Genomic DNA, 19413 nt, shown 5'->3' on the forward strand with positions numbered 1-19413 from the left:
CGGCACACCGTTCGCTGAGATCGACCTCGCCGTCGAGGGGATGACCTGCGCCTCGTGCGTCGCGCGCGTCGAGAAGAAGCTCAACGCGGTCCCCGGGGTCAGCGCCACCGTCAACCTCGCCACGGAGAGTGCGCACCTCACCCTCGACGAGCGGGTGCCCGACGGCGACCTGCTCGGCGCCGTCGAGCGGGCCGGGTACGCGGCCACCGTCACCCGCCGTCGCACCGCCGACGACGACGCCGACCACCACGGCGGCGAGCACGACGACGACGGTGAGCACGCGCTCGCCGGGCACAGCCACGGCGCCGGGGAGGACACCTCCTCCCCGGCCGAGCGGCGCCAGGCCGACCTGCGCCGGCGGCTGCGGGTCTCGGCCGTCCTCACCGTGCCGGTCGTCGCGCTGTCCATGGTCCCGCCCCTCCAGTTCGCGGGGTGGCAGTGGGTCGTCGCGCTCCTGTCGCTGCCGGTGGTCACCTGGGCCGCGTGGCCCTTCCACCGCTCGGCGGCCAAGGCCGCCCGGCACGGCGCCTCGACGATGGACACCCTCGTCTCCGTCGGGGTCATCGCCGCCACGCTGTGGTCGCTGTGGGCGCTGCTCCTCGGCGGCGCCGGGGAGATCGGGATGCGGATGACCCCGCACCTGTTCCCCGCCCAGGGCGCGCTGGGCGAGGTCGGGATGCCCGAGCTCTACTTCGAGGTCGCCGCCGTCGTCACGACCTTCCTCCTCGCGGGACGCTACGCCGAGTCGCGCTCACGCCGCCGGGCCGGTGACGCGCTGCGCTCCCTGCTCGCCCTCGGCGCCAAGGACGTCGCGCGCCTGTCCGTGGACGGCACCGGGCGGCGCACCGAGGAACGCGTGCCCGTCGAGCATCTCGCCGCCGGGGACCTCTTCGTCGTCCGCCCCGGGGAGAAGGTCGCCACCGACGGCGTCGTCGTCGAGGGCAGCTCGGCGGTGGACGCCTCGATGCTCACCGGGGAGCCCGTCCCGGTGGACGTCGGCCCCGGGGACACCGTGACCGGCGCGACCGTCAACGCCTCCGGGCGCCTGGTCGTCCGGGCCACCCGCGTGGGCGAGGAGACGACCCTGGCCCAGATCGGCCGGCTGGTCACCCGGGCCCAGACCGGCAAGGCCCCCGTCCAGCGGCTCGCGGACCGCATCTCGGCCGTCTTCGTCCCGGTGGTCTTCGTCATCGCGGTCGGCACCTTCGCGGTGTGGATGCTGTCGGGGGCCAACCTCCAGGCGGCCTTCACCGCCGCCGTCGCGGTCCTCATCATCGCCTGCCCGTGCGCGCTCGGACTGGCGACCCCGACGGCCCTGCTCGTCGGCTCCGGCCGCGCCGCGCAGCTCGGGATCGTCATCAAGGGCCCGGAGATCCTCGAGTCCACCCGCCGCATCGACACCATGGTGCTCGACAAGACCGGCACGGTGACCGAGGGCCGCATGGAGCTGGCCGACGTCAGCGCCGCGGACCGCGGCCAGGTCCTGCGGCTCGCCGGAGCGGTCGAGGCGGCCAGCGAGCACCCCATCGCCCAGGCCGTCGCGGCCGGTGCCCGCGCCGAGCTCGGCGACCTGCCCGAGGCCACCGGCTTCACGGCCCACGCCGGCCGCGGGGTCAGCGGCACGGTCGGCGGCCACGAGGTCCTCGTCGGCCGGCCCGCCTGGCTCGCCGAGCAGGGCGTCACCGTTCCCGACGGCGTGGCCCGCGACCACCGGGACGCCGAGCGGACCGGCGCGACCGCCGTCGTCGTCGCATGGGACGGCACCGCCCACGGCGTCCTCGCCGTCCGCGACACCGTCAAGGCCACCTCGGGCGCGGCCGTCGCGCGGCTGCGGGAGCTCGGGGTGCGGCCGATGCTCCTCACCGGTGACAACCGGGCCACCGCCGAGGCCGTCGCCGGCGAGGTCGGGATCCCGGCCGGGGACGTGATCGCGCAGGTGCTGCCGGAGGACAAGCTCGACGTCGTCGCCCGCCTCCAGCGTGAGGGCCGGGTCGTCGCGATGGTCGGGGACGGCGTGAACGACGCCGCGGCCCTCGCGCAGGCCGGGCAGCAGGGTCTGGGCCTGGCCATGGGCACCGGCACGGACGTCGCGATCGAGGCCAGCGACATCACGCTCGTCACCGGGGACCTGCGCGCCGCGCCGACCTCGATCGCGGTCTCCCGCGCCACCCTGCGGGTCATCAAGCAGAACCTCTTCTGGGCCTTCGCCTACAACGTCGCCGCGATCCCCCTGGCGGCTCTCGGGCTGCTCAACCCGATGATCGCCGGTGCCGCGATGGCCGCCAGCTCGGTCATCGTCGTGGGCAACTCCCTGCGCCTGCGCCGCGCCGGCTGACACCCCACCCGCCGAGTAGCGCCGACAGCCGGATTCCTCGTCGAGGAATCCGGCTGTCGGCGTATGCGGTGCGCCTCAGAAGGCGGGGATGATCTCGCCGGCGGGCCAGCGCTCGGTGATGAAGTCGCGGACCTCCTGGGAGTGCAGCGCCTCGTCCAGGGCGAGGATCGCCTCGCTCTCGGCGTCCTCGGAGCGCACGGCGAGGAGGTTGGCGTAGGGGTTGTCCTCGCCGGACTCGAGGACGATGGCGTCCTCGGCCGGGTTGAGGTCCGCCTCGAGGGCGTAGTTGCCGTTGATGACGGCGGCGTCGAAGTCCTGGAGGCTGCGGACGAGCTGGGCGGCCTCGAGCTCGGCGAGCTCGATGTTCTTCGGGTTGTCCGCGACGTCGAAGATCGTCGGGTCCTCGACGTCCTCGGCGAGGGTGAAGACACCCTCGGCGGCGAGCAGCTCCAGGGCGCGGGCCTGGTTGGCCGGGTCGTTCGGCACGCCGACCTGGGCGCCGTCGGGCAGCTCGTCGAGGGAGGTGAGGGAGTCGGAGTAGACGCCGTAGGGCTCGATGTGGACACCCTCGAAGTGGGCGAAGTCGTAGCCCTTCTCCGCGACCTCGGCCTCGAAGTAGGGCAGGTGCTGGAAGAAGTTCGCGTCGAGCTCGCCCTCGGCCAGCTGGACGTTGGGCTGGACGTAGTCGGTGTACTCGACGATCTCGAGGGTGAAGCCGGCGTCCTCGGCGAGGTTGTCCTGGACGAACTCGAGGATCTCGGCGTGCGGCGTGGGGCTGGCGCCGACGACGATCGTCGCCGCCTCGCCGTCGGCGGCCGGGCTCGTGCCCTCCGTGGCGTCGTCGGCGGCGTCGCCGCAGGCGGCGAGGGTGAGGGCGGCGACGCCGGCGAGGACGGCGATCCGCGTGGCGGTGCGGGTGGTGGTCATGGGGGTTCCTTTCGGGGGGACGCTCAGCGGTGGTCGACGAGTCGGGAGACCCGGTCTCCGAGCATCTGGACGAGCTGGACGAGGACGATGATGACGACGACGGTCACGACCATGACGTCGGTCTGGAAGCGGTTGTAGCCGTGGTTGATGGCGAGGGCGCCGAGGCCGCCGGCGCCGAGCGCACCGGCCATCGCGGAGTAGCCGATGAGCGTGATGACGGTGACGGTGATCCCGCCGACGATCGCGGGCAGCGCCTCGCGGACGAGCACCCCGCCGACGATCGCGAGCCGGGAGGCGCCGACCATCTGCGCGGCCTCGACCTTCCCGGCGCTCACGTCCCGCACGGCCGTCTCGACGAGCCGCGCGAAGAACGGGATGGCACCGAGGGTCAGCGGGACGACCGCGGACTGCCACCCGAAGGTGGTCCCGGTAAGCAGCCGGGTCAGCGGGAGGATCGCGATCATGAGGATGATGAAGGGGAACGAGCGCCCGACGTTGACGACGACGGCGAGCGCCGCGTTGACCACGCGGCTGGGACGCAGGCCCCCGGGCGCCGTCGCGACGAGCGCCAGGCCGAGCGGCAGCCCGAGGAGCACGGTGAGCAGCGAGGACAGCCCGCTCATGGAGAGGGTCTCGAGCGTGGCCTCCGGCAGCTGCTCGGTGATGACCCGGTTGGACAGCGCGTCCTGGAGCCAGCTCATGCCGCGACCTCCTCGACGTGGACCCCGACGGCGCGCAACCGGGCCGCGGCGTCGCCCGCGAGTCCCGCGGGGACGACGACGCGCAAGCGACCGACGCGGCTGCCGGCGAGCGTCTCGATGGTGGCGGAGGAGACGTCGACGTCCTCGAGGGCGGCGACGGCGGCGAGCACCCGGCCGACCGGCACCTCACCGGCGAAGGACACCTCGAGGGTGACCCGGCCGGTGGTCGGCGGCTCCGGCGGCAGGGAGACGAGGGCACGGGCGAGGCGGGAGCCGTGCTCCCCCGCGACCTCCGCGATGCTCCCGCTCTGCGCGACGCGCCCGCGGTCGAGGAGCGTCACCGAGTCGCACACCTCCCGGACCACCGACATCTCGTGGGTGATGATGAGGACGGTGATGCCGAGCCGGTCCCGCACGTCCCTGATGAGACCGAGGATCTGGCGGGTGGTGTCGGAGTCGAGGGCCGAGGTCGGCTCGTCGCACAGGAGGACGGCCGGGTCGGCGGCGAGCGCCCGGGCGATCCCCACGCGCTGCTTCTGCCCGCCGGAGAGCTGGGCGGGGTAGGCGTCGGCGCGGCCGGTGAGGCCGACGAGCTCGAGCAGCTCGCGCACCCGCCGGTCCCGCTCCGCGCGGGGGACGCCGGCCACCCGCAGCGGGTAGGCGACGTTCTGCGCCGTCGTGCGCGCCTCGAGCAGGTTGACGTGCTGGAAGACCATGCCGATGCGCCGGCGCTGGCGGCGCAGCGCGCGCTCGCCGAGGCCGCTCAGCGCGACCCCGTCGATGGCGACCGTCCCGGACGTCGGCCGCTCGAGGGCGGTGAGGCAGCGGATGAGCGTGGACTTCCCGGCGCCGGACTCACCGACGATCCCGTGGACGGCGCCGCGCGGCACCTCGAGGTCGATCCCGTCGAGCGCGACGACCTGCTGCCCACCCCGGCCGGGGTAGACCTTGCGCAGGCCGGTCAGACTGATCACGGGATCCTCCATCGGTCCTGGCGGGAGCACCCGTTGGAGCGGGTTGCTGCAGCGTCGACGAGCCAGGTCTCTCGGCTGCTCTGGATGGTTCGCCCATCGTAGGTTCCCGCGCCCGGGACGGGCGGTCCGCCGTCCGCATCGTGAGACGCCGCGCGGGGGGTGCGGCAGCGCCGGCTGCTATAACCGGCCCATGGAGACCACGCCCCGCCGGCTGCGCGCGGAGGTGTGGATCGTGCTGGGCCTGTCGCTGGGCCAGTCGGCCGTCTACGCCGTCGTCAACCTCCTCGCCCGGCTCACCGCCGAGACGCCGCTGCGGGACCAGGCCACCGCGCTCAACCCCTCCCGCTCCCCGCGGCCCTACCTCGACCTCACCTACCAGCTGCTCAGCCTCGGCTTCGCGCTCGTGCCGGTGGGCCTGGCCCTCCTCCTGCTCAGCGAGCCGGGCCGCCGCGCCACCACCCGCATCGGTCTCACCCTCAGCCGCCCGGGCCGTGACCTCGCCGTCGGCGCCGGTCTCGCCGCCCTCATCGGGATCCCCGGCCTGGGCCTGTACGCGCTCGGTCGGGCGCTCGGTGTCACGGTCGAGGTCCAGGCCGCGACCCTGGACGCCACGTGGTGGGCGGTGCCCGTGCTCGTCCTCGCAGCGCTGAAGAACGCCCTGCTCGAGGAGGTCGTCGCCGCCGGGTACCTCGTCGAACGGCTCGAGCAGCTCGGCTGGCGCGCCCCGTCCGTCGTCGCCGCGAGCGCGCTCCTGCGCGGTGCCTACCACCTCTACCAGGGCATCGGTCCCGGGCTCGCGAACGTCGCGATGGGCGTCGTCTTCGCGGAGTACTACCGGCGACGACGGCGCACCATGCCGCTCGTCGTCGCCCACACCTTCCTGGACGTCGTCGCGTTCGTCGGCTACGCCCTCCTGCCGACCGAGCTCCTCGCCGGCCTCGGGCTCACCTGAGCGCGGCTCCGGGGAGCGACCCCGGGGCACCGCCTACACTCGGGCGCATGACGGATCGGCCCGGTGAGCGCGCACCCGTGGCCGAGACCCCCACCCGGCAGTCGCCCCGCCGCAAGGTGCTGCTCGTCGACGTCCCGCAGGCGCGGGTGCACCGGCCCCGTGACCTCCTCGAGCTCGTCCTGTCCGTGCTCGGCATCGGCGTCGTCCTGCTCCTCGCGGTGTACGCCCACGCGACGGCCATCGGCGTCACCGAGGACGTCCAGTCCGCGGCCGCGCTGGTCCTGCGCGAGATCCTCCTCCTGCCCGTGACGGTCCTCGAGGGGGTCGTCACCTTCTTCCTGCCGCTGTTCGTCATCGTCATGCAGCTCGTGCGCCGCCGGTGGCGGGCGGTCGCCGAGGCCATCGCGGCCGCCGTCGTCGCCTGGGGACTGACGACCGCCGCAGTCCTGCTCCTCGACACCTACGGGCCCACCGCGCTGTCCGTGGGCCTGACGATCACCTCCGAGGGCGACGCGGTCATCGCGATGAACCCCCTCGTCGCGGCGCTCGCCGCCCTCCTGACGACCGTCGGCACCCGCGCCCACCGACCTACCGTGCGCTGGTCGTGGAACCTCCTGTGGATCGTCCTCGTGCTCACCGTCATCCGCGGCGCGCTCACCCTGCCCGGCGCCGTCGTCACCGTCCTCATCGGCCGTGCGATCGGCCTGGCGGGGCGCTACGCCGTCGGCGTCTACAACGAGCGCGCCGAGGGCATCGCGCTGGTCCAGGGGCTGCGGCGCGCCGGCCTCGACCCGGCCCGCGTCGTGCGCCTGGACAGCGCTGGCCAGGACGTCCAGGCGTGGACCGTGGCGACCAGCTCGCCGATCGGCTACACCGAGCGGCCCGGGGAGCCGTTGGACCCCGCCACCGTCCCCAGCTGGCCCGGCGCCTCCGGGCGCCCGGTCGACTCGATCGTCCCCGACGTGCTCACCGACCCGCGCGCCGTCGTCAGCGCCTCCGCCAGCCCCGACGGCGTCATCCTCGACCCCGTCGGCGCCCACCGCGTGTACTCGGTGTGGGACGAGGCGGGCCGGCGCTGGTACGTCACCGTGCTCGACGGCGACCGCCAGGTCGTCGGCTACCTCGCCTCCCTGTGGGCGCGGCTGCGCGTGCGCGGCCTGCACCGGCGCCGCGCGACGACGCTGCGGGACGCCGCCGACCGCGCGGCGCTCCTCGCCTACGCGACCGAGCGCGCCGGCGTCCACACCGCACCGCTCGCCGGGATGGCCGAGTCCCGCGACTCGGTGCTCATGGTGAGCGCCCACCTGCCCGGCGCACGCCGGCTCAGCAGCATCCCTGCCGAGGAGGTGAGCGACGAGCTCCTCGACGAGGTGTGGCGCCAGCTCTGCACGGCCCACGCCGCGGGCATCGCCCACCTCGACCTCAGTACCGACGCCGTCCTCGTCACGACCGACGGCACGGTCCTCCTCCTCGACTGGGAGGACGGGGAGATCGCCTCCTCCGAGCTCTCCCGCCGCCTCGACCTCGCCCAGCTCCTCGCAGCCACCGCGGCGCACGTCGGTGAGGACCGGGCGCTGGCCAGCGCCGCGCGCTCCCTCGACACCGAGGAGCTCGCGTCCGTGGCGCCGCTCCTCCAGCCCGTCGTCCTCACCGCGCACACGCGCGCGGCGGCGGAGCGGCCCCGCGAGCTGCTCAACTCGCTGCGGGACCGCCTCGTCGACCAGAACCCGGCGGCCGACGTCGAGCCGATGCGCCTGGCGCGGTTCAGCATGCGCACCGTCGTCATGGTGACGATCGCCGTCGTCGCCGTGTGGCTGCTGCTCGGCACGCTGAACTTCGAGCAGGTCGTCGACGCCACCCGGAACGCCAACCCGTGGTGGCTGCTCGCCACCCTCGTCTTCGGGGTCGTCACCTTCCTCGGCAGCGCCATGGGCCTGGTGGCCTTCGCACCGGAGAAGCTCGGGCTGTGGCGCACCACGCTCGTCCAGGTCGCAGCCGGCGTCGTCTCGCTCGTCGCGCCCGCGGGGGTGGGGCCCGCGGCCCTCAACCTCCGGTTCCTCAACCGCCAGCGCGTCGCCACCCCGCTGGCCGTCGCGACCGTCGCGCTCGTCCAGGTGTCCCAGTTCGTCACCACCGTGCTGCTCCTCGTGACGATGGCGCTGCTCACCGGCAGCGCCGGCACGCTGTCGGTGCCCTCGGGAGCCGTCAACGGGGTGGCGATCACCGCCGTCCTCATCATCGTCGTCGTCCTCGTCGTGCCGCCGGCGCGGACGTGGCTGTGGACGAGGCTCGGGCCGACCCTGCGCCAGGTGTGGCCCCGGGTGCTGTGGGTGATCGGCAGCCCGCGCCGACTGCTCGTCGGGCTGAGCGGCAACGTCATCATGACGCTCGGCTACGTCGCGGCCTTCGGCTGCGCGCTCGCCGCCTTCGGCTACACCCTGCCGCTGACGACGCTGTCGATCACCTACCTCACCTCCAACACCGTCGGGGCGGCCGTCCCCTCCCCCGGCGGCATCGGCCCCGTCGAGGCGGCCCTCACCGGTGGGCTCACCGTCGCCGGCATCCCCGCCGGCGTCGCCTTCTCCGTGGCGCTCGTCTTCCGGGTGCTCACCTTCTGGGTCCGGGTGCCCCTCGGGTGGGTGGCGCTGCGCCACCTCCAGCGCAAGGGAGCGGTGTGACGGCGACGGTCGCCACCAGCCGACGGGCACGGCTGCGGCAGCCGGAGGCGTGGGTGGTGGCGGGGGCCGCCGCTGTGCTCTACGTGCTCGTCGCGGTCCTCCAGTGGCGCCGGCTGGAGGCCCCCTCGTGGGACCTGGCGATCTTCACCCAGCTCGCCAAGGCGTACGCGAGCCTCGACGCGCCGATCGTGCCCATCAAGGGCGACGGCTTCAACCTCCTCGGCGACCACTTCCACCCGCTCCTCGTGCTCCTCGGGCCGGTGTACGCCGTCGCCCCGTCGGGACTGAGCCTGCTCGTGGTCCAGGCGCTGCTCGTCGCGGTGTCCGCGTGGCCGTTGACGGCGCTGGCCGTGCGCCGGCTCGGGCGGTGGCCAGGTGTCGCGGTCGGCGCCGCCTACGTCCTGTCCCACGGCATCCAGGGCGCGGTCCGCAGCCAGTTCCACGAGATCGCCTTCGCGCTGCCGCTCCTCGCTCTCGGGCTGTGCGCGCTGCTCGAGAGACGGTGGCGGGCGAGCGTCCTGTGGCTTGCGCCGCTCGTCCTCGTCAAGGAGGACCTGGGCCTGCTCGTCGCCGTCCTCGGGCTCGTCATCTGGTGGCGGGGCGCGCGCCGGGCGGGCCTCGCACTGGCCGGCTGGGGCCTGGCGTGGTTCGTCCTCGCGACGGCCGTCATCCTGCCCGCGCTCAACCCGCGCGGCCGGTACGACTACACCGACAGGCTCACGGTCGGCGACGTCCTCGGCGACCCGCTCGCCGCGCTCGCCGGCGTCCTGGGACCCGGGGAGAAGGTCGTGACGGTGCTCCTGCTCGTCCTCGCGGCGGGCGTGGTCGGCGTCCGCTCCCCGATCCTCCTCGCCGCCGTCCCCACCCTGGCGTGGCGCTTCCTCGGCGAGGTGTCGTTCTACTGGACGTGGGTCTGGCACTACGACGCCGTCCTCATGCCGCTCGCCACCGCCGCCCTGCTCGACGCGCTCGGACCGCGCCCCGTGGAGCCGGACCGGCGCCGGCCGCTGCGGACCGGCCTCGCGCTCGGCGCCGCGGGTCTCGCCGTCGTCCTCACCGCCCCGGACCTGCCCGTCGTGCGCCTCACCGACCCCGCGACGTGGCAGGCCGCACCGCGCACGGAGGCCGCCCGGGAGGCCGTCGACACGGTGCCGGAGGGCGCCGTCGTCGCCAGCGACATCTCCCTCCTCGCGCGTCTCGTGCCGACGACGACGGCGCTGTGGTCGGGCACGCCTGACAACCCGGTCGCGGACTACTACGTCATCGACCGGGAGGGCGGGGCGTGGGGTGACAACCCGCCGCAGGACGCCGCGCGGTACGCCGAGGAGAAGCACCCGGGGACCGACTACGAGCTCGTCCTGGACCGCGAGGGCTACCAGGTGGCGCGCCGCGTCGGCTGACCGGGACCCTGTCGGCCGCAGCCGGTCGTGTCGGCACCGAGGGCCACGTCGGTCACGCGGCCGACCAGATGGCAGTGGCGAGACCGAGCCCGGCCCAGGCGGCACCCAGACCGGCGGCGAGGCTGAGGAGGACGTTGCCCAGGGCGTAGAGGCGTGAGCCGCTCTCCGCCAGGCGCACGGTCTCGTACCCGAAGGTGCTGTAGGTCGTCAGCGCGCCACAGAACCCCACCCCGGCGCCGGTGACGACGGCGGGGGGCAGTCCTTCGACCGCCGCTGCACCGACCAGCACCCCGAAGAGCAGCGAGCCGATGACGTTGACGGTGAGAGTGCCCCAGGGGAAGACGGAGTCGTGGCGGGTCTGGACCGCCCGGTCGGTGTAGTAGCGCAGCGGTGCCCCGACGGCGGCACCGAGCGCGACCAGGACGACCGTCATGCCGGCTCCGGGGAGTCCCCGAAGTGGCGCACGACCTCGACCTCGTCGACGACGGCTACTCCTTCGCTGACGATCCCGTCGAGCTCGGGCAGGAACGCGCGGATCTTGTCCGCCTCGTCGATGATGACGATGCTGAGCGGGAGGTCCTCACTGAGGCTGAGCAGGCGGCTGGTGTGGATCGTGTGGAACCGGCCGAAGCCCTCCAGCCCGCGGAAGACCGACGCGCCGGCCAGGCCGGCGTCGCGGGCGCGGCGGACGATCTCGGTGTAGACGGGCCGGTGGTGCCACTGGTCGGTCTCGCCGACCAGCACCGTCAGGCGCAGGACCCTGCTTCCCTCTCTCATCGGTCACTCCCCTTCCTCGCGGCGCTGCGGACGGCCAAGCGGGTCGTCGCCATGCCGACCTCGACCGCGACGAGGGCCGCGGCCAGGGTGGCGAACAGGTACACCAGCGCGGTGTGGGGCGCGCCGGCCTGGAGCATCTGGTGGATGTCCACCGTGTAGGTGGAGAAGGTGGTGAAGCCACCGAGGACCCCCACCCCGAGGAAGGGGCGGACGAGCCGGTGGGGACGGCCGCCGAGCTCGGTGAGGAGAACCATGAGGACGCCGATCACCAGGCACCCGCTGACGTTGGCGGCGATCGTCGCCCACGGGAACGCACCGGGGACGTGCGGGACCCACAGGGCGATGCCGTAGCGGGCGACCGCACCGAGCGCGCCCCCCGCGGCGATGACCAGCGGCACGTCCAGCCCGGCCTTTGGCCGACGCCGGCGGCCGGCGGTGGCCTCTGCAACGCCGCTGTCGGCGGCGAGCCGCTCTCTGGGCCGGGGCATCGGTGGTCCTCCGATCTGGGTGCTGCAGGGACCGTTGGCGGAGGACCGCGGTTGGGGCCGGCGAGCCCCACCGCCGGATCCCGGCAGCCTAGTACCGCCGGGCCTGCCCGCCAACCGCGCCCCCCACGCGTCGGGCGACCTCGCCTGGACCCCGGCGCGGCGGCTCGACCGCCCCCGGTACGGGCGGTGGCGCCCCGCCGCCGGGCATCTGCCTAGCATGGGCCCATGACCACGATCGTTGCCGCTCGCCGTCGCGCCCGCTCCACCGCCCTCGTCCTGCTCGTCCTCCTCGGGACGATCGGGCTCGGGACGGCGGCCCAGGCCCACGACATGCTCGTCGCCTCCGACCCCGCCGAGGGGGCGGTGCTCGAGGCGCCGCCGGAGTCGATCACGCTGAGCTTCAACAACCCGCCGCTCGAGGTGGGCTCGGCGATCACCGTCGTCGACGCGGACGGCACGACCGTCGTCGAGGGTGAGGGCACGGTCGAGGGGACCGACGTCGTCCTCGCCCTCGACACCGCGCTGCCGGCCGGGCCGCTCGAGGTGCGCTGGCGCGTGGCCTCCAGCGACGGCCACCCGATCGACGGCGTCATCCCCTTCGAGGTCACCGCACCCGCCGAGCCGACCGAGCCCGCCACCACCGAGCCCGCCACCACCGAGCCCACCGAGCCCACCGAGCCCACGAGCGAGACGGTGACGAGCGAGCCGGCGGAGACGGTCGGTGACGTGTCCGGGCTGCCCACGGCCGCCAAGGTGGCCATCGCCGTCGCGGCGCTCGGCGCGGTCGCCGCGCTCATCGTCCTCATCGTCAAGCGGCAGCGCACCGACCGTCTGTGAGCAACCTCTCGCGACGTTCCGCCACGCCTGTCGCGGAGCTGTGCAGCGCGGGAGATCCGCGGAACGGCGCGGATCGGCGGCCGTCCGGACGCCGTCCGCAGCCATCGGGGACCTCCCGCGCGCAGGCATAACGTGGCCCGTATGACACGTCGACTCATCCTTCCCGCGGTCCTCCTGCTCGGCCTGACCGGCTGCAGCTCCAGCACGTCCGGCGAGGAGTCCGCCCCGGCCGCCTCCGCGTCGCAGAGCCCCGAGCAGGTCACCTGCGAGGCCTTCTACGAGGGCACCGGGACGCCGCTCGCCGAGCGCGCCGAGAACGCCCGCGCCGCCCTGTCCGGCGGCGAGGTGGTGGACGACGCCACCTACGTCGAGATCAACGCGCTGGAGCAGCGCCTCACCGAGCTGGGCCGCAACGCCCCGGCCGAGATCACCACGCTCCTCGAGGACGTCAACGCCCCGTTCACCGAGGCCGTCGCCGCCGTCAACGAGGCCCGCTCCCAGGCCGACCCCGAGACCGGCGAGGTCACCTTCCCCGACCTCACGCAGGTCGACGTCGCCGCCTCCGAGGCCGCGCAGGGTGAGATCGACAGCGCCTGCTCCGCCGCCGGCTACGAGGCCTGAGCCGCCCCGCCCGCACGCGCCGCTGCCGCCTCGAGGACGTCCTCCCGCAGCCCACCGGGCTCGCTGGGGTGGGCGATCGTCCAGGCGGCAGCGGTCGCTGCGTACTCCATGGCGGTGCGCGCGTCGCAGCCGCGCGCGAAGACGTAGTGGGCCAGGGTGGCGGCGTAGGTCGCGCCCAGCCCCGCCGGCCGCGGCCCCTCGCCCAAACGCCGGGCGGGTACGTGCAGCAGCTCCTCGGAGTGCTGGACCATCCCCACGGCCCCCCGGGCGCCGAGGGTGAGGACGACGAGCCGGGCCGCTGACCGGCGGCGCCAGGTCTGGACGAGGTGCTCCTCGTCGTGCCCGTCGTGGCCCATGACGAGCAGCTCGGCGCCGAGGTAGGGCTGCTGCTCGAGAAGCGGCGGCTGGCTCACCGTGCCGAGCGCCGCCGCCACCGGCACGCCCGTCGCCTGGGCCGAGGAGATGAGCGCGGCCGTGGGCAGCACGCCGTCGACCATGACGAGATCGGACGTCGCCAGCGCCCCGAGGTCGAGGTCGACACGGGCGCTGCGCGCGTCCCCGAGGTCGCGGCTGATGTGCCGCCGGCCGTCGCCCTCGAGGACGACGGCGCGGGGTGAGCGGGGCAGCGACCGCGGACACATCGCCGAGTTGACGCCGTAGCGGTACGCGGCGACGTCGACGGCCACGGCCTCGGCGTCCTCCCCGAGCGGCGCGGCGAGGTAGACCTCGTCGCCCAGGGCTGCGAGCGTGCGCGCCGCGGCGAAGCCCGACCCGCCGACGGAGGCGGAGATCGGGACGTCGCGCACCGCCCGGTACGCGACCGGGAAGGTGTCGACGGGCAGCGTGACGACGGCATAGGCCATGCCGACGACGACCACTCTCATCACGTCCCCCCTCATCCCGCGACTCTGCGGACCTCCAGCGAGCCTACCGCCGCGCCCCGCCGCGCACCTCGGACGGAGGGACGATCGGGCAACCCGGAGGACGGACCGGCCGGGACCGGGAGGGGGAGGACCGGTACCTCTCAGGTACCGCCCTGCGCAGCGATCGCGGCGGCCTCCGCCGCGGCCAGCCGCGGGTCGAGGTAGCGCCCTCCGCGGACGCGGGGGACGAGGCCGGGGGCGAGCTCGTACAGGAGCGGACGGGCGTTGGGGAGGTTGAGCTCGCGAAGCTCGGCGGGGCTGAGGTCGTCGACGAGCGCGCACAGGGCGCGCAGGGAGTTGCCGTGGGCGACGACGAGGACGTGACGTCCGGCGCGCAGCGCGTCACCGAGTGTCCCCTCCCAGAGCGGGCGCACCCGCTCGACGACGTCGGCGAGCGACTCCGTGGGCGCCAGCGCCTCGGCGGGCAGGCCGGCGAAGGGCGGCAGGGAGCGCCACAGCGCGACGGTGCGCTCGGGCAGGGGCTCGGGTCGACCGTCGAGGGAGCGGCGCCAGTGGACGAAGAGCTCCTGGCCGTGCCGCTCGGCGACCTCGCGCTTGCCGAAGCCGGTGAGGGCTCCGTAGCTGCGCTCGCCCAGCCGCCAGTCCCGCACGACCTCTCCCCCGACGGCGCCCGCGACGATGTCGGCGGTGTGCCAGGACCGGGTCAGCACGGAGGCGAGGACGAGGTCCGGGCGCCAGCCGGTGGCGTGCAGCCGGGCGGCGGCGTCGTGGCAGCTCCGCTCCCCGCGCGGGGTGAGCCCGACGTCCAGCACCCCGGTGAACAGGCCGAGGGCGTTGGCGGCGCTCTCGCCGTGGCGGACGAGGACGAGGGACCCGGGGGCTCCGGTCATGGGCGAGGGCGCGCGCGTCAGCTGGGCAGGCCGAGCTGGTTCGTGCCGAACTCGGTGAGGAAGCGCGGCCCGCTCGCCTCGAGCTCCCGGCCGTAGGCGGCGCTCCAGTGGCTGTAGGGGCTGGTGGCGAGGGCGTCGTTGGCGAACCGTGGGTCGTCGGTGACCTCGCTCAGGCAGAAGTCGGGGATCGCGAGGTCCGTCACGGGGCCACCGCGCTCGCACTCGGCGACGACGAGCGGCTCGTTGCGTCCGAGGAAGGAGTCGATGACCCAGCCGTCGGCGCCCAGCCACAGGGAGTAGCGCAGTTTGGCGACGAGGTCCCCGCCCAGCCGGACCATCGCCAGACCGGCGGTGATGTCCAGCTCCCGCTCGGCCTCGTAGCGGGTGCCGCCCACGGAGGGGCCCTTGGCGGTGAGGGCGCAGAAGGTGAAGGCGTCGGCCGCGGCCGCGAGGAGCTCGCGCTCGTCACCCCACGTCGGCAGCGACCCGGCGGGGGCAGGGCCCTGGAGCCGGATGCGCAGGGCGTAGCCGTCGGCCGCCAGGAAGTAGCTCTGGACGATGAGGACCGGGTGCGGCTCACGCAGGGCCGCGGTCGGCAGCTCGGGCACGAAGAACTTCCGCTCGAACTCGAAGTCGCCGTCGCTCATGCCCCGACCGTAGCGCGAGCCGCCCCGCGAGCCCAGCATTTGGCACGGGGGCGCGGCAGTGGCCTGCCGCGCCCCGTCGCCGCCCCGGTCAGCGGGGCGTGATGGTCGCGAGGTCGATGCCCGGCAGGTAGCCGGCGTCGCCGCCGTACGTCGCGGTGAGGATCGTGAGGAAGCGGACCGGCGGGAGCTGCACGGTCGCGGCACCGGCCGCGTCGAGCCTGACCCGGTCGACGACGCGGAAGCCCGCGGTCACCGTGACCGAGCCCGTCGGCACGGGGGCACCGCCCCGGCCGAGCACCTCGACACCGATCTGCGGGGAGCTGCCCCTCGGCACGCGGGAGTCGGCGTCGATGTCGACGCGCGGCAGCGCCGGGAGCACGACGTACGTCGCGGCGCGGCTCGTCGAGCCCGCGACGTCGGCGTTGCCGGTGAAGACCGCGGTGATCCGGTGGGCACCGGCGGCGACGTCGCGGGGCAGGGTGACCGTGGCGGTCCCGCTGCTCCCCTCCGCGGCGAGCTCGGCCGCGGCGAGGACCTCACCGTCCCGGCGGATCTCGACCGTGCCCGACGGCGCCGCACCGGCGGCGTCGACCGTCACCGTCGCCGTCGTCTCGGTGCCGTAGGTCGCGAGGGTGCGGGAGAGGCGGAGCGAGGTCGTCGACGCGGCCTGGCCCACGTCGACGGTGAGGGACGCGGAGACGGACGCCTCCCACTGCGGGGCGTCCGGCGTGAACGCGGCGCTCAGCGTGTGGGTGCCGGCCCCGAGGGTGACGACGGCGCTGGCGGTGCCGCCCTCGACGGTCGCGGTGGCGAGCTCGGTGTCCCCGTCACGGAAGCTCACCGTGCCGGTGGCGGCGGCGGGCTCCACGGCGGCGGTGAGGGTGACCTCGGAGCCGGCGGCCGGCTCCCCGTCGACCGTGAGGGTCGTCGTCGTCGGGGCGGCGACCACCTCGGGGACGGTGACGTCCACGACCTGGGCCCGGGCGCCGTCGGCGTTGTGGGAGTGCAGGACGAGCAGCGGCCCGGCGTCGCTGGCCTCCGGCGAGCGGTGGACGGTGATGTCCGTGCCCGAGGGGTCGAAGACGTCGTTGAGCACCCCGCCGCTGGTCCACAGGTCCGGGGCGAAGGGGTCGTAGGTGAAGGGCTCGACGCCGTCGACGATGTTGAGGCCGTTCGGGGCGTACCCGGAGAAGGTCCACACGCTGAAGGTCGGGACGACGCCCGGCCGGAAGAGGCGCAGCGGGATCGGGGCGACGAGGACGTTGTTGTCGTAGACGGTCGTGTCGACGTCGCCCCACGCGCCGTTCACGGCGCTCTGCGAGTAGGGCTGGCCGGTCCAGTAGTCGTAGGTGTAGGCGATCGTCACGTCGAGCGTCGGGTCGAGCTTCTGGACGGCGGTCTGGATGTCCGGGATGCCGTCACCGGTGACGTCGGTGTCGATGACCGGGACGGTCGTGGTGCCGAGCGTGGGCCACTGCCCCTGGACGGCGATGCCGATGCCGAGGTAGCCGAGTGCCGGGTCGTAGCCGGCCTCCGCGAGGCGTGGGCCCGTCGACATCGCGCCGACGTACCGGATGTCACCGGCGGCCACCTGGGTCGGTGAGGTGAGGTCGGCGTCGGCGTCCTCGAGCCGCGGGCTCGTCGCGACGAGCTCCAGCACCGAGGTGAGCGAGGTCCAGCCGCCGGAGTCGACGTGGCGCCCGGTGAGCTCCAGCGGCGCGGTGAGGGCGTCCGCCGAGGCGAACTCCACGGGCTGCGCCGTGAGCTCGGAGACGAGACGCGGGGCCGCGTGGACGGGGACGTGCAGGGTGGGCCCGGTGCCCGGGCGCGGCGGCTGGAGGACGAGCTGGCCCGACAGTGCCGCGACGTACTCGCGGGGCACACCGACACCGGAGTCGGCCGACTGGGTGGGGTCGATGTCGCGGGCGAGAGTCTCGGGGTCGGCCGTCAGCGTCACCGTGACGGTCCGGCTGCGGCCGGGCGGGACGGTGATCGAGGACGGCGTGGTCGTGATCGTCGCGCCGCCGGCGGTCGTCGCCGCCTCGAAGGTGGGGCGGAAGACGACAGGGCCGCGGTTCGCGAGGTTCTCCACGGTCACCGTGCGGCGCAGGGCGACGGTCTCGGCGCCGACGTCGACGACCCCGAAGGCCACCGAGACGGCGTCCGGCGCGCCGGAGTCGTAGGCGATGACACCGGTGCCCACGGCGGCGACCGCGTCGACACGTCCCGCGCCCACCCGCTCGGGGCCGTACACCGGGCCGCCGGGACCGGGCTGGGAGTACACCGGGTTGGTGGCCGTGTTCATGATGCCGGCCTTGACCTGCTCCGGGCTCCAGCCCGGGTGGGTGGCGCGGACGAGGGCGGCGATACCGGCGACGTGCGGGGAGGCCATCGAGGTGCCCGACAGCGTGTGCGCCGTCGTGCCGGCGCCGGCCGCGGCCGAGGAGATCCGGGTGCCGGGAGCCGCGACGTCGGGCTTGACGACCCCGAGCGAGCCGTGGGCGCCGCGGGAGGAGCCGGGGTTGAGGAGGTCGGCGACGGACTCGTCGGTGACGAAGGTGGCGTCGCGGTAGGACGGGCCCAGGCGCACGCTCAGCGTGCCGGCCTGGACCTCGGGCAGGAGGCGGTCGGTGGCGGCGGCGGTGAGCTGGGCGCCGGGGGTCTCGGCGTCACCGGCGATGCCCGCGGTGAAGATCGCGTTCTCGGTGCCGATGAGGACGCCGGCCGCGCCGGCGGCCGTCGCGTTCGCCCAGCGGACGCCGCTGCCGCACGCGCGGGTGTTGTCGTTGTCGTCCCAGTCCAGCCACACGATGGTGCCGGCGATCTGCTCGGCGTAGTCGGTGAGGGGCTGGCAGCCGTCGACACCGTCGCCGAGGTAGACGACCGGGCCCTCGGCGTCCTCACTGCCGGCGTAGGAGACGGTGTTCTGCGCGGCGTGGCGGCCGAGGAGGGACTCGTCCGCGGCGCCGGTGACCTCGACGGCGTCGTAGGTCATCGTGTCCGCGACGGAGTTCGCGACGGACAGCGCACTGCTCGCGTTGCCCGGCGAGCCGCCGATGTCGGTGACGTCACCGGCGTTGCCGGCGGCCATGACCGACAGGGTGCCGAGGTCGCTGAGCCGGTTGACGAAGAGGTTCTCGGGGTCGTCGACGGGCGCGGCGTCACCGCCGAGGGAGAGGTTGACGATGTCGAGGCGGTCGTCGAAGTCGAAGTCACCGTTGGGGTCGGCCGCCCACTCCAGCGCGTTGATCGTCACGCTCGTGGACCCGCCGTAGTCACCGAAGACCTTGAGGGCGTAGATGCCGGCCTCCGGGGCGGCGCCCGGGCCGACCTTCCAGTCGCTGATGTCCTCGAGCTCGCCGTAGTCCCCGCGGAAGGTCTCACCCTCCGCGGTAACGCCGTAGCCGGCCGCGCTGCCCGCGACGTGTGTGCCGTGACCGCCGTGGTCGCGGGTGTAGAGACCGTCGATGGGGTTCGGGTCGGGCTGCGGCACGGTGGTCGAGCCGGGCAGGTCGCCGGAGGCGTCGTAGTAGGTGCCGGCGAAGTCGTGGCCGCCGAGGAACTTCACGCCGTCGAAGGTGCCCTCGGGCGGGGGCGCGGTGCCGTCCTCTCCGTAGGCGGCGGCGTAGGCCTCCTCGGTGCCCGGGCCGCCGAAGTCCGCGTGGGTGTAGTCGACGCCGGTGTCGATGATGCCGATGCGCACGCCCTCACCCGTCTCGCCGTAGGACTCCCACACCTCCGCCGCGCGGGTGAAGAGGTCCACGCCCTTGTTCCTCGGCTCCTTGAGCGGGACGAGCGCCACGGAGACGACGTCGTCGGACTCCGCGAGCTCCCGCACCTGGGCGGCGTCGCCGGTGACGATGGTGCCGGCGACGAGGGTGCTCGTCACCGACAGCCGCTGCGGCCCGGCGCTGCGGGCGCGGGCACCGGCCTCGACGGGGACGACGTCCTCGGCGAGGCTCTCGACGTCCTGCGCCGCCTCGCCGGCATCCGCGCTGGACCCGCCGGACTCGACGACGTCGAGCGCCGCGGGCGCGTCGAGCCGGACGAAGGCGGTGACGGTCCCCTCGGCCACCTTGAGCGTCTCGCCCACCTTGTCGGTGAGCTCGAGGCTCGGCAGCGGTTCCGGCGCAGCGGGGTCGGCGCCGGCGGGGACGGCCCCCAGCACCCCGACCGCCCCGAGGACGAGGGCACTGGTGGCTGCGGTCAGTGATCGACGCATCGTCGCTCTCATTTCGTCGTTACCACCCGCGACGACGTCGTCACGGGAGCACCGGTGTGGTGGCGTGGGAAACGGTAGCG

The 19413-nt window shown here is 74.5% G+C and carries 16 protein-coding genes; 6 read left to right on the plus strand and 10 right to left on the minus strand.

Translation table 11 applies throughout. The features are described from left to right. The first annotated feature begins 40 nt into the window (after positions 1–40). Positions 41–2335, plus strand: coding sequence for a heavy metal translocating P-type ATPase (locus GD632_RS03565; RefSeq protein WP_152189308.1), 2295 nt, complete (start codon positions 41–43; stop codon positions 2333–2335). A 75-nt stretch (positions 2336–2410) separates the two neighbouring features. On the opposite strand, the gene GD632_RS03570 is transcribed toward GD632_RS03565, so the two are convergent. From GD632_RS03570 to GD632_RS03580, 3 genes are read right to left on the minus strand one after another with little or no spacing between them, the layout of a single operon-like run. Further along, on the minus strand, positions 2411–3262 hold the full coding sequence (locus tag GD632_RS03570) for a MetQ/NlpA family ABC transporter substrate-binding protein (RefSeq protein ID WP_152188793.1): 852 nt from the start codon (positions 3260–3262) through the stop codon (positions 2411–2413). A gap of 23 nt (positions 3263–3285) precedes the next feature. After that, positions 3286–3963 carry a methionine ABC transporter permease gene (locus GD632_RS03575; RefSeq protein ID WP_152188795.1) on the minus strand — a complete coding sequence of 226 codons (678 nt, stop codon included), beginning with the start codon at positions 3961–3963 and terminating at the stop codon, positions 3286–3288. Next, a complete protein-coding gene (locus GD632_RS03580; RefSeq protein ID WP_152188798.1) occupies positions 3960–4937 on the minus strand; it encodes a methionine ABC transporter ATP-binding protein in 978 nt (325 codons plus the stop codon). Before GD632_RS03580 ends, GD632_RS03575 begins: the two co-directional genes overlap by 4 nt. Positions 4938–5127: 190 nt before the next feature. Here GD632_RS03580 and GD632_RS03585 point away from each other — a divergent pair, with 190 nt between their 5' ends. The 3 genes from GD632_RS03585 to GD632_RS03595 are packed head-to-tail and all read left to right on the plus strand — an operon-like array spanning position 5128 to position 9967. Then, positions 5128–5889 carry a CPBP family intramembrane glutamic endopeptidase gene (locus tag GD632_RS03585; RefSeq protein WP_152188800.1) on the plus strand — a complete coding sequence of 254 codons (762 nt, stop codon included), beginning with the start codon at positions 5128–5130 and terminating at the stop codon, positions 5887–5889. Positions 5890–5936: 47 nt separating this feature from the next. Continuing rightward, complete coding sequence (locus GD632_RS03590) at positions 5937–8567, plus strand: lysylphosphatidylglycerol synthase transmembrane domain-containing protein (protein ID WP_152188803.1); 2631 nt, start codon at positions 5937–5939, stop codon at positions 8565–8567. Further along, complete coding sequence (locus GD632_RS03595) at positions 8564–9967, plus strand: DUF2079 domain-containing protein (protein WP_226924504.1); 1404 nt, start codon at positions 8564–8566, stop codon at positions 9965–9967. Before GD632_RS03590 ends, GD632_RS03595 begins: the two co-directional genes overlap by 4 nt. A 52-nt stretch (positions 9968–10019) precedes the next feature. Here GD632_RS03595 and crcB read toward each other — a convergent pair whose 3' ends face one another. From crcB to GD632_RS03610, 3 genes are read right to left on the minus strand one after another with little or no spacing between them, the layout of a single operon-like run. Then, positions 10020–10400 (minus strand): fluoride efflux transporter CrcB, encoded by a 381-nt coding sequence (gene crcB, locus GD632_RS03600; RefSeq protein WP_152188805.1) that lies wholly within the window; start codon positions 10398–10400, stop codon positions 10020–10022. Then, positions 10397–10744 carry a DUF190 domain-containing protein gene (locus tag GD632_RS03605; RefSeq protein WP_152188807.1) on the minus strand — a complete coding sequence of 116 codons (348 nt, stop codon included), beginning with the start codon at positions 10742–10744 and terminating at the stop codon, positions 10397–10399. Before GD632_RS03605 ends, crcB begins: the two co-directional genes overlap by 4 nt. Beyond that, positions 10741–11232 (minus strand): FluC/FEX family fluoride channel, encoded by a 492-nt coding sequence (locus GD632_RS03610; protein WP_193311322.1) that lies wholly within the window; start codon positions 11230–11232, stop codon positions 10741–10743. The genes GD632_RS03605 and GD632_RS03610 overlap by 4 nt, the downstream gene beginning before the upstream one ends. 225 nt (positions 11233–11457) lie before the next feature. On the opposite strand from GD632_RS03610, the gene GD632_RS03615 reads away from it, so the two are divergent. Both GD632_RS03615 and GD632_RS03620 read left to right on the plus strand, forming a co-directional pair. After that, positions 11458–12069 (plus strand): copper resistance CopC family protein, encoded by a 612-nt coding sequence (locus GD632_RS03615; protein WP_152188810.1) that lies wholly within the window; start codon positions 11458–11460, stop codon positions 12067–12069. 141 nt (positions 12070–12210) lie between these two features. Continuing rightward, positions 12211–12690 carry a hypothetical protein gene (locus tag GD632_RS03620; protein ID WP_152188812.1) on the plus strand — a complete coding sequence of 160 codons (480 nt, stop codon included), beginning with the start codon at positions 12211–12213 and terminating at the stop codon, positions 12688–12690. Here the strand turns inward: GD632_RS03620 and GD632_RS03625 are convergent. From GD632_RS03625 to GD632_RS16445, 4 genes are all read right to left on the minus strand, one after another. Beyond that, complete coding sequence (locus GD632_RS03625) at positions 12678–13589, minus strand: carbohydrate kinase family protein (RefSeq protein ID WP_152188814.1); 912 nt, start codon at positions 13587–13589, stop codon at positions 12678–12680. The genes GD632_RS03620 and GD632_RS03625 overlap by 13 nt on opposite strands. Before the next feature lie 125 nt (positions 13590–13714). Then, positions 13715–14464, minus strand: coding sequence for a 2,3-bisphosphoglycerate-dependent phosphoglycerate mutase (locus GD632_RS03630; protein ID WP_152188816.1), 750 nt, complete (start codon positions 14462–14464; stop codon positions 13715–13717). Positions 14465–14481: 17 nt separating this feature from the next. Next, on the minus strand, positions 14482–15111 hold the full coding sequence (locus GD632_RS03635; RefSeq protein ID WP_152188818.1) for a CYTH domain-containing protein: 630 nt from the start codon (positions 15109–15111) through the stop codon (positions 14482–14484). A gap of 88 nt (positions 15112–15199) precedes the next feature. After that, positions 15200–19333: a S8 family serine peptidase gene (locus GD632_RS16445; RefSeq protein WP_152188821.1), complete on the minus strand. Its 4134-nt coding sequence runs from the start codon at positions 19331–19333 to the stop codon at positions 15200–15202. Positions 19334–19413: the final 80 nt, after the last annotated feature.

This window comes from Georgenia satyanarayanai, assembly GCF_009193135.1.
Taxonomy (GTDB): Bacteria; Actinomycetota; Actinomycetes; order Actinomycetales; family Actinomycetaceae; genus Oceanitalea; species Oceanitalea satyanarayanai.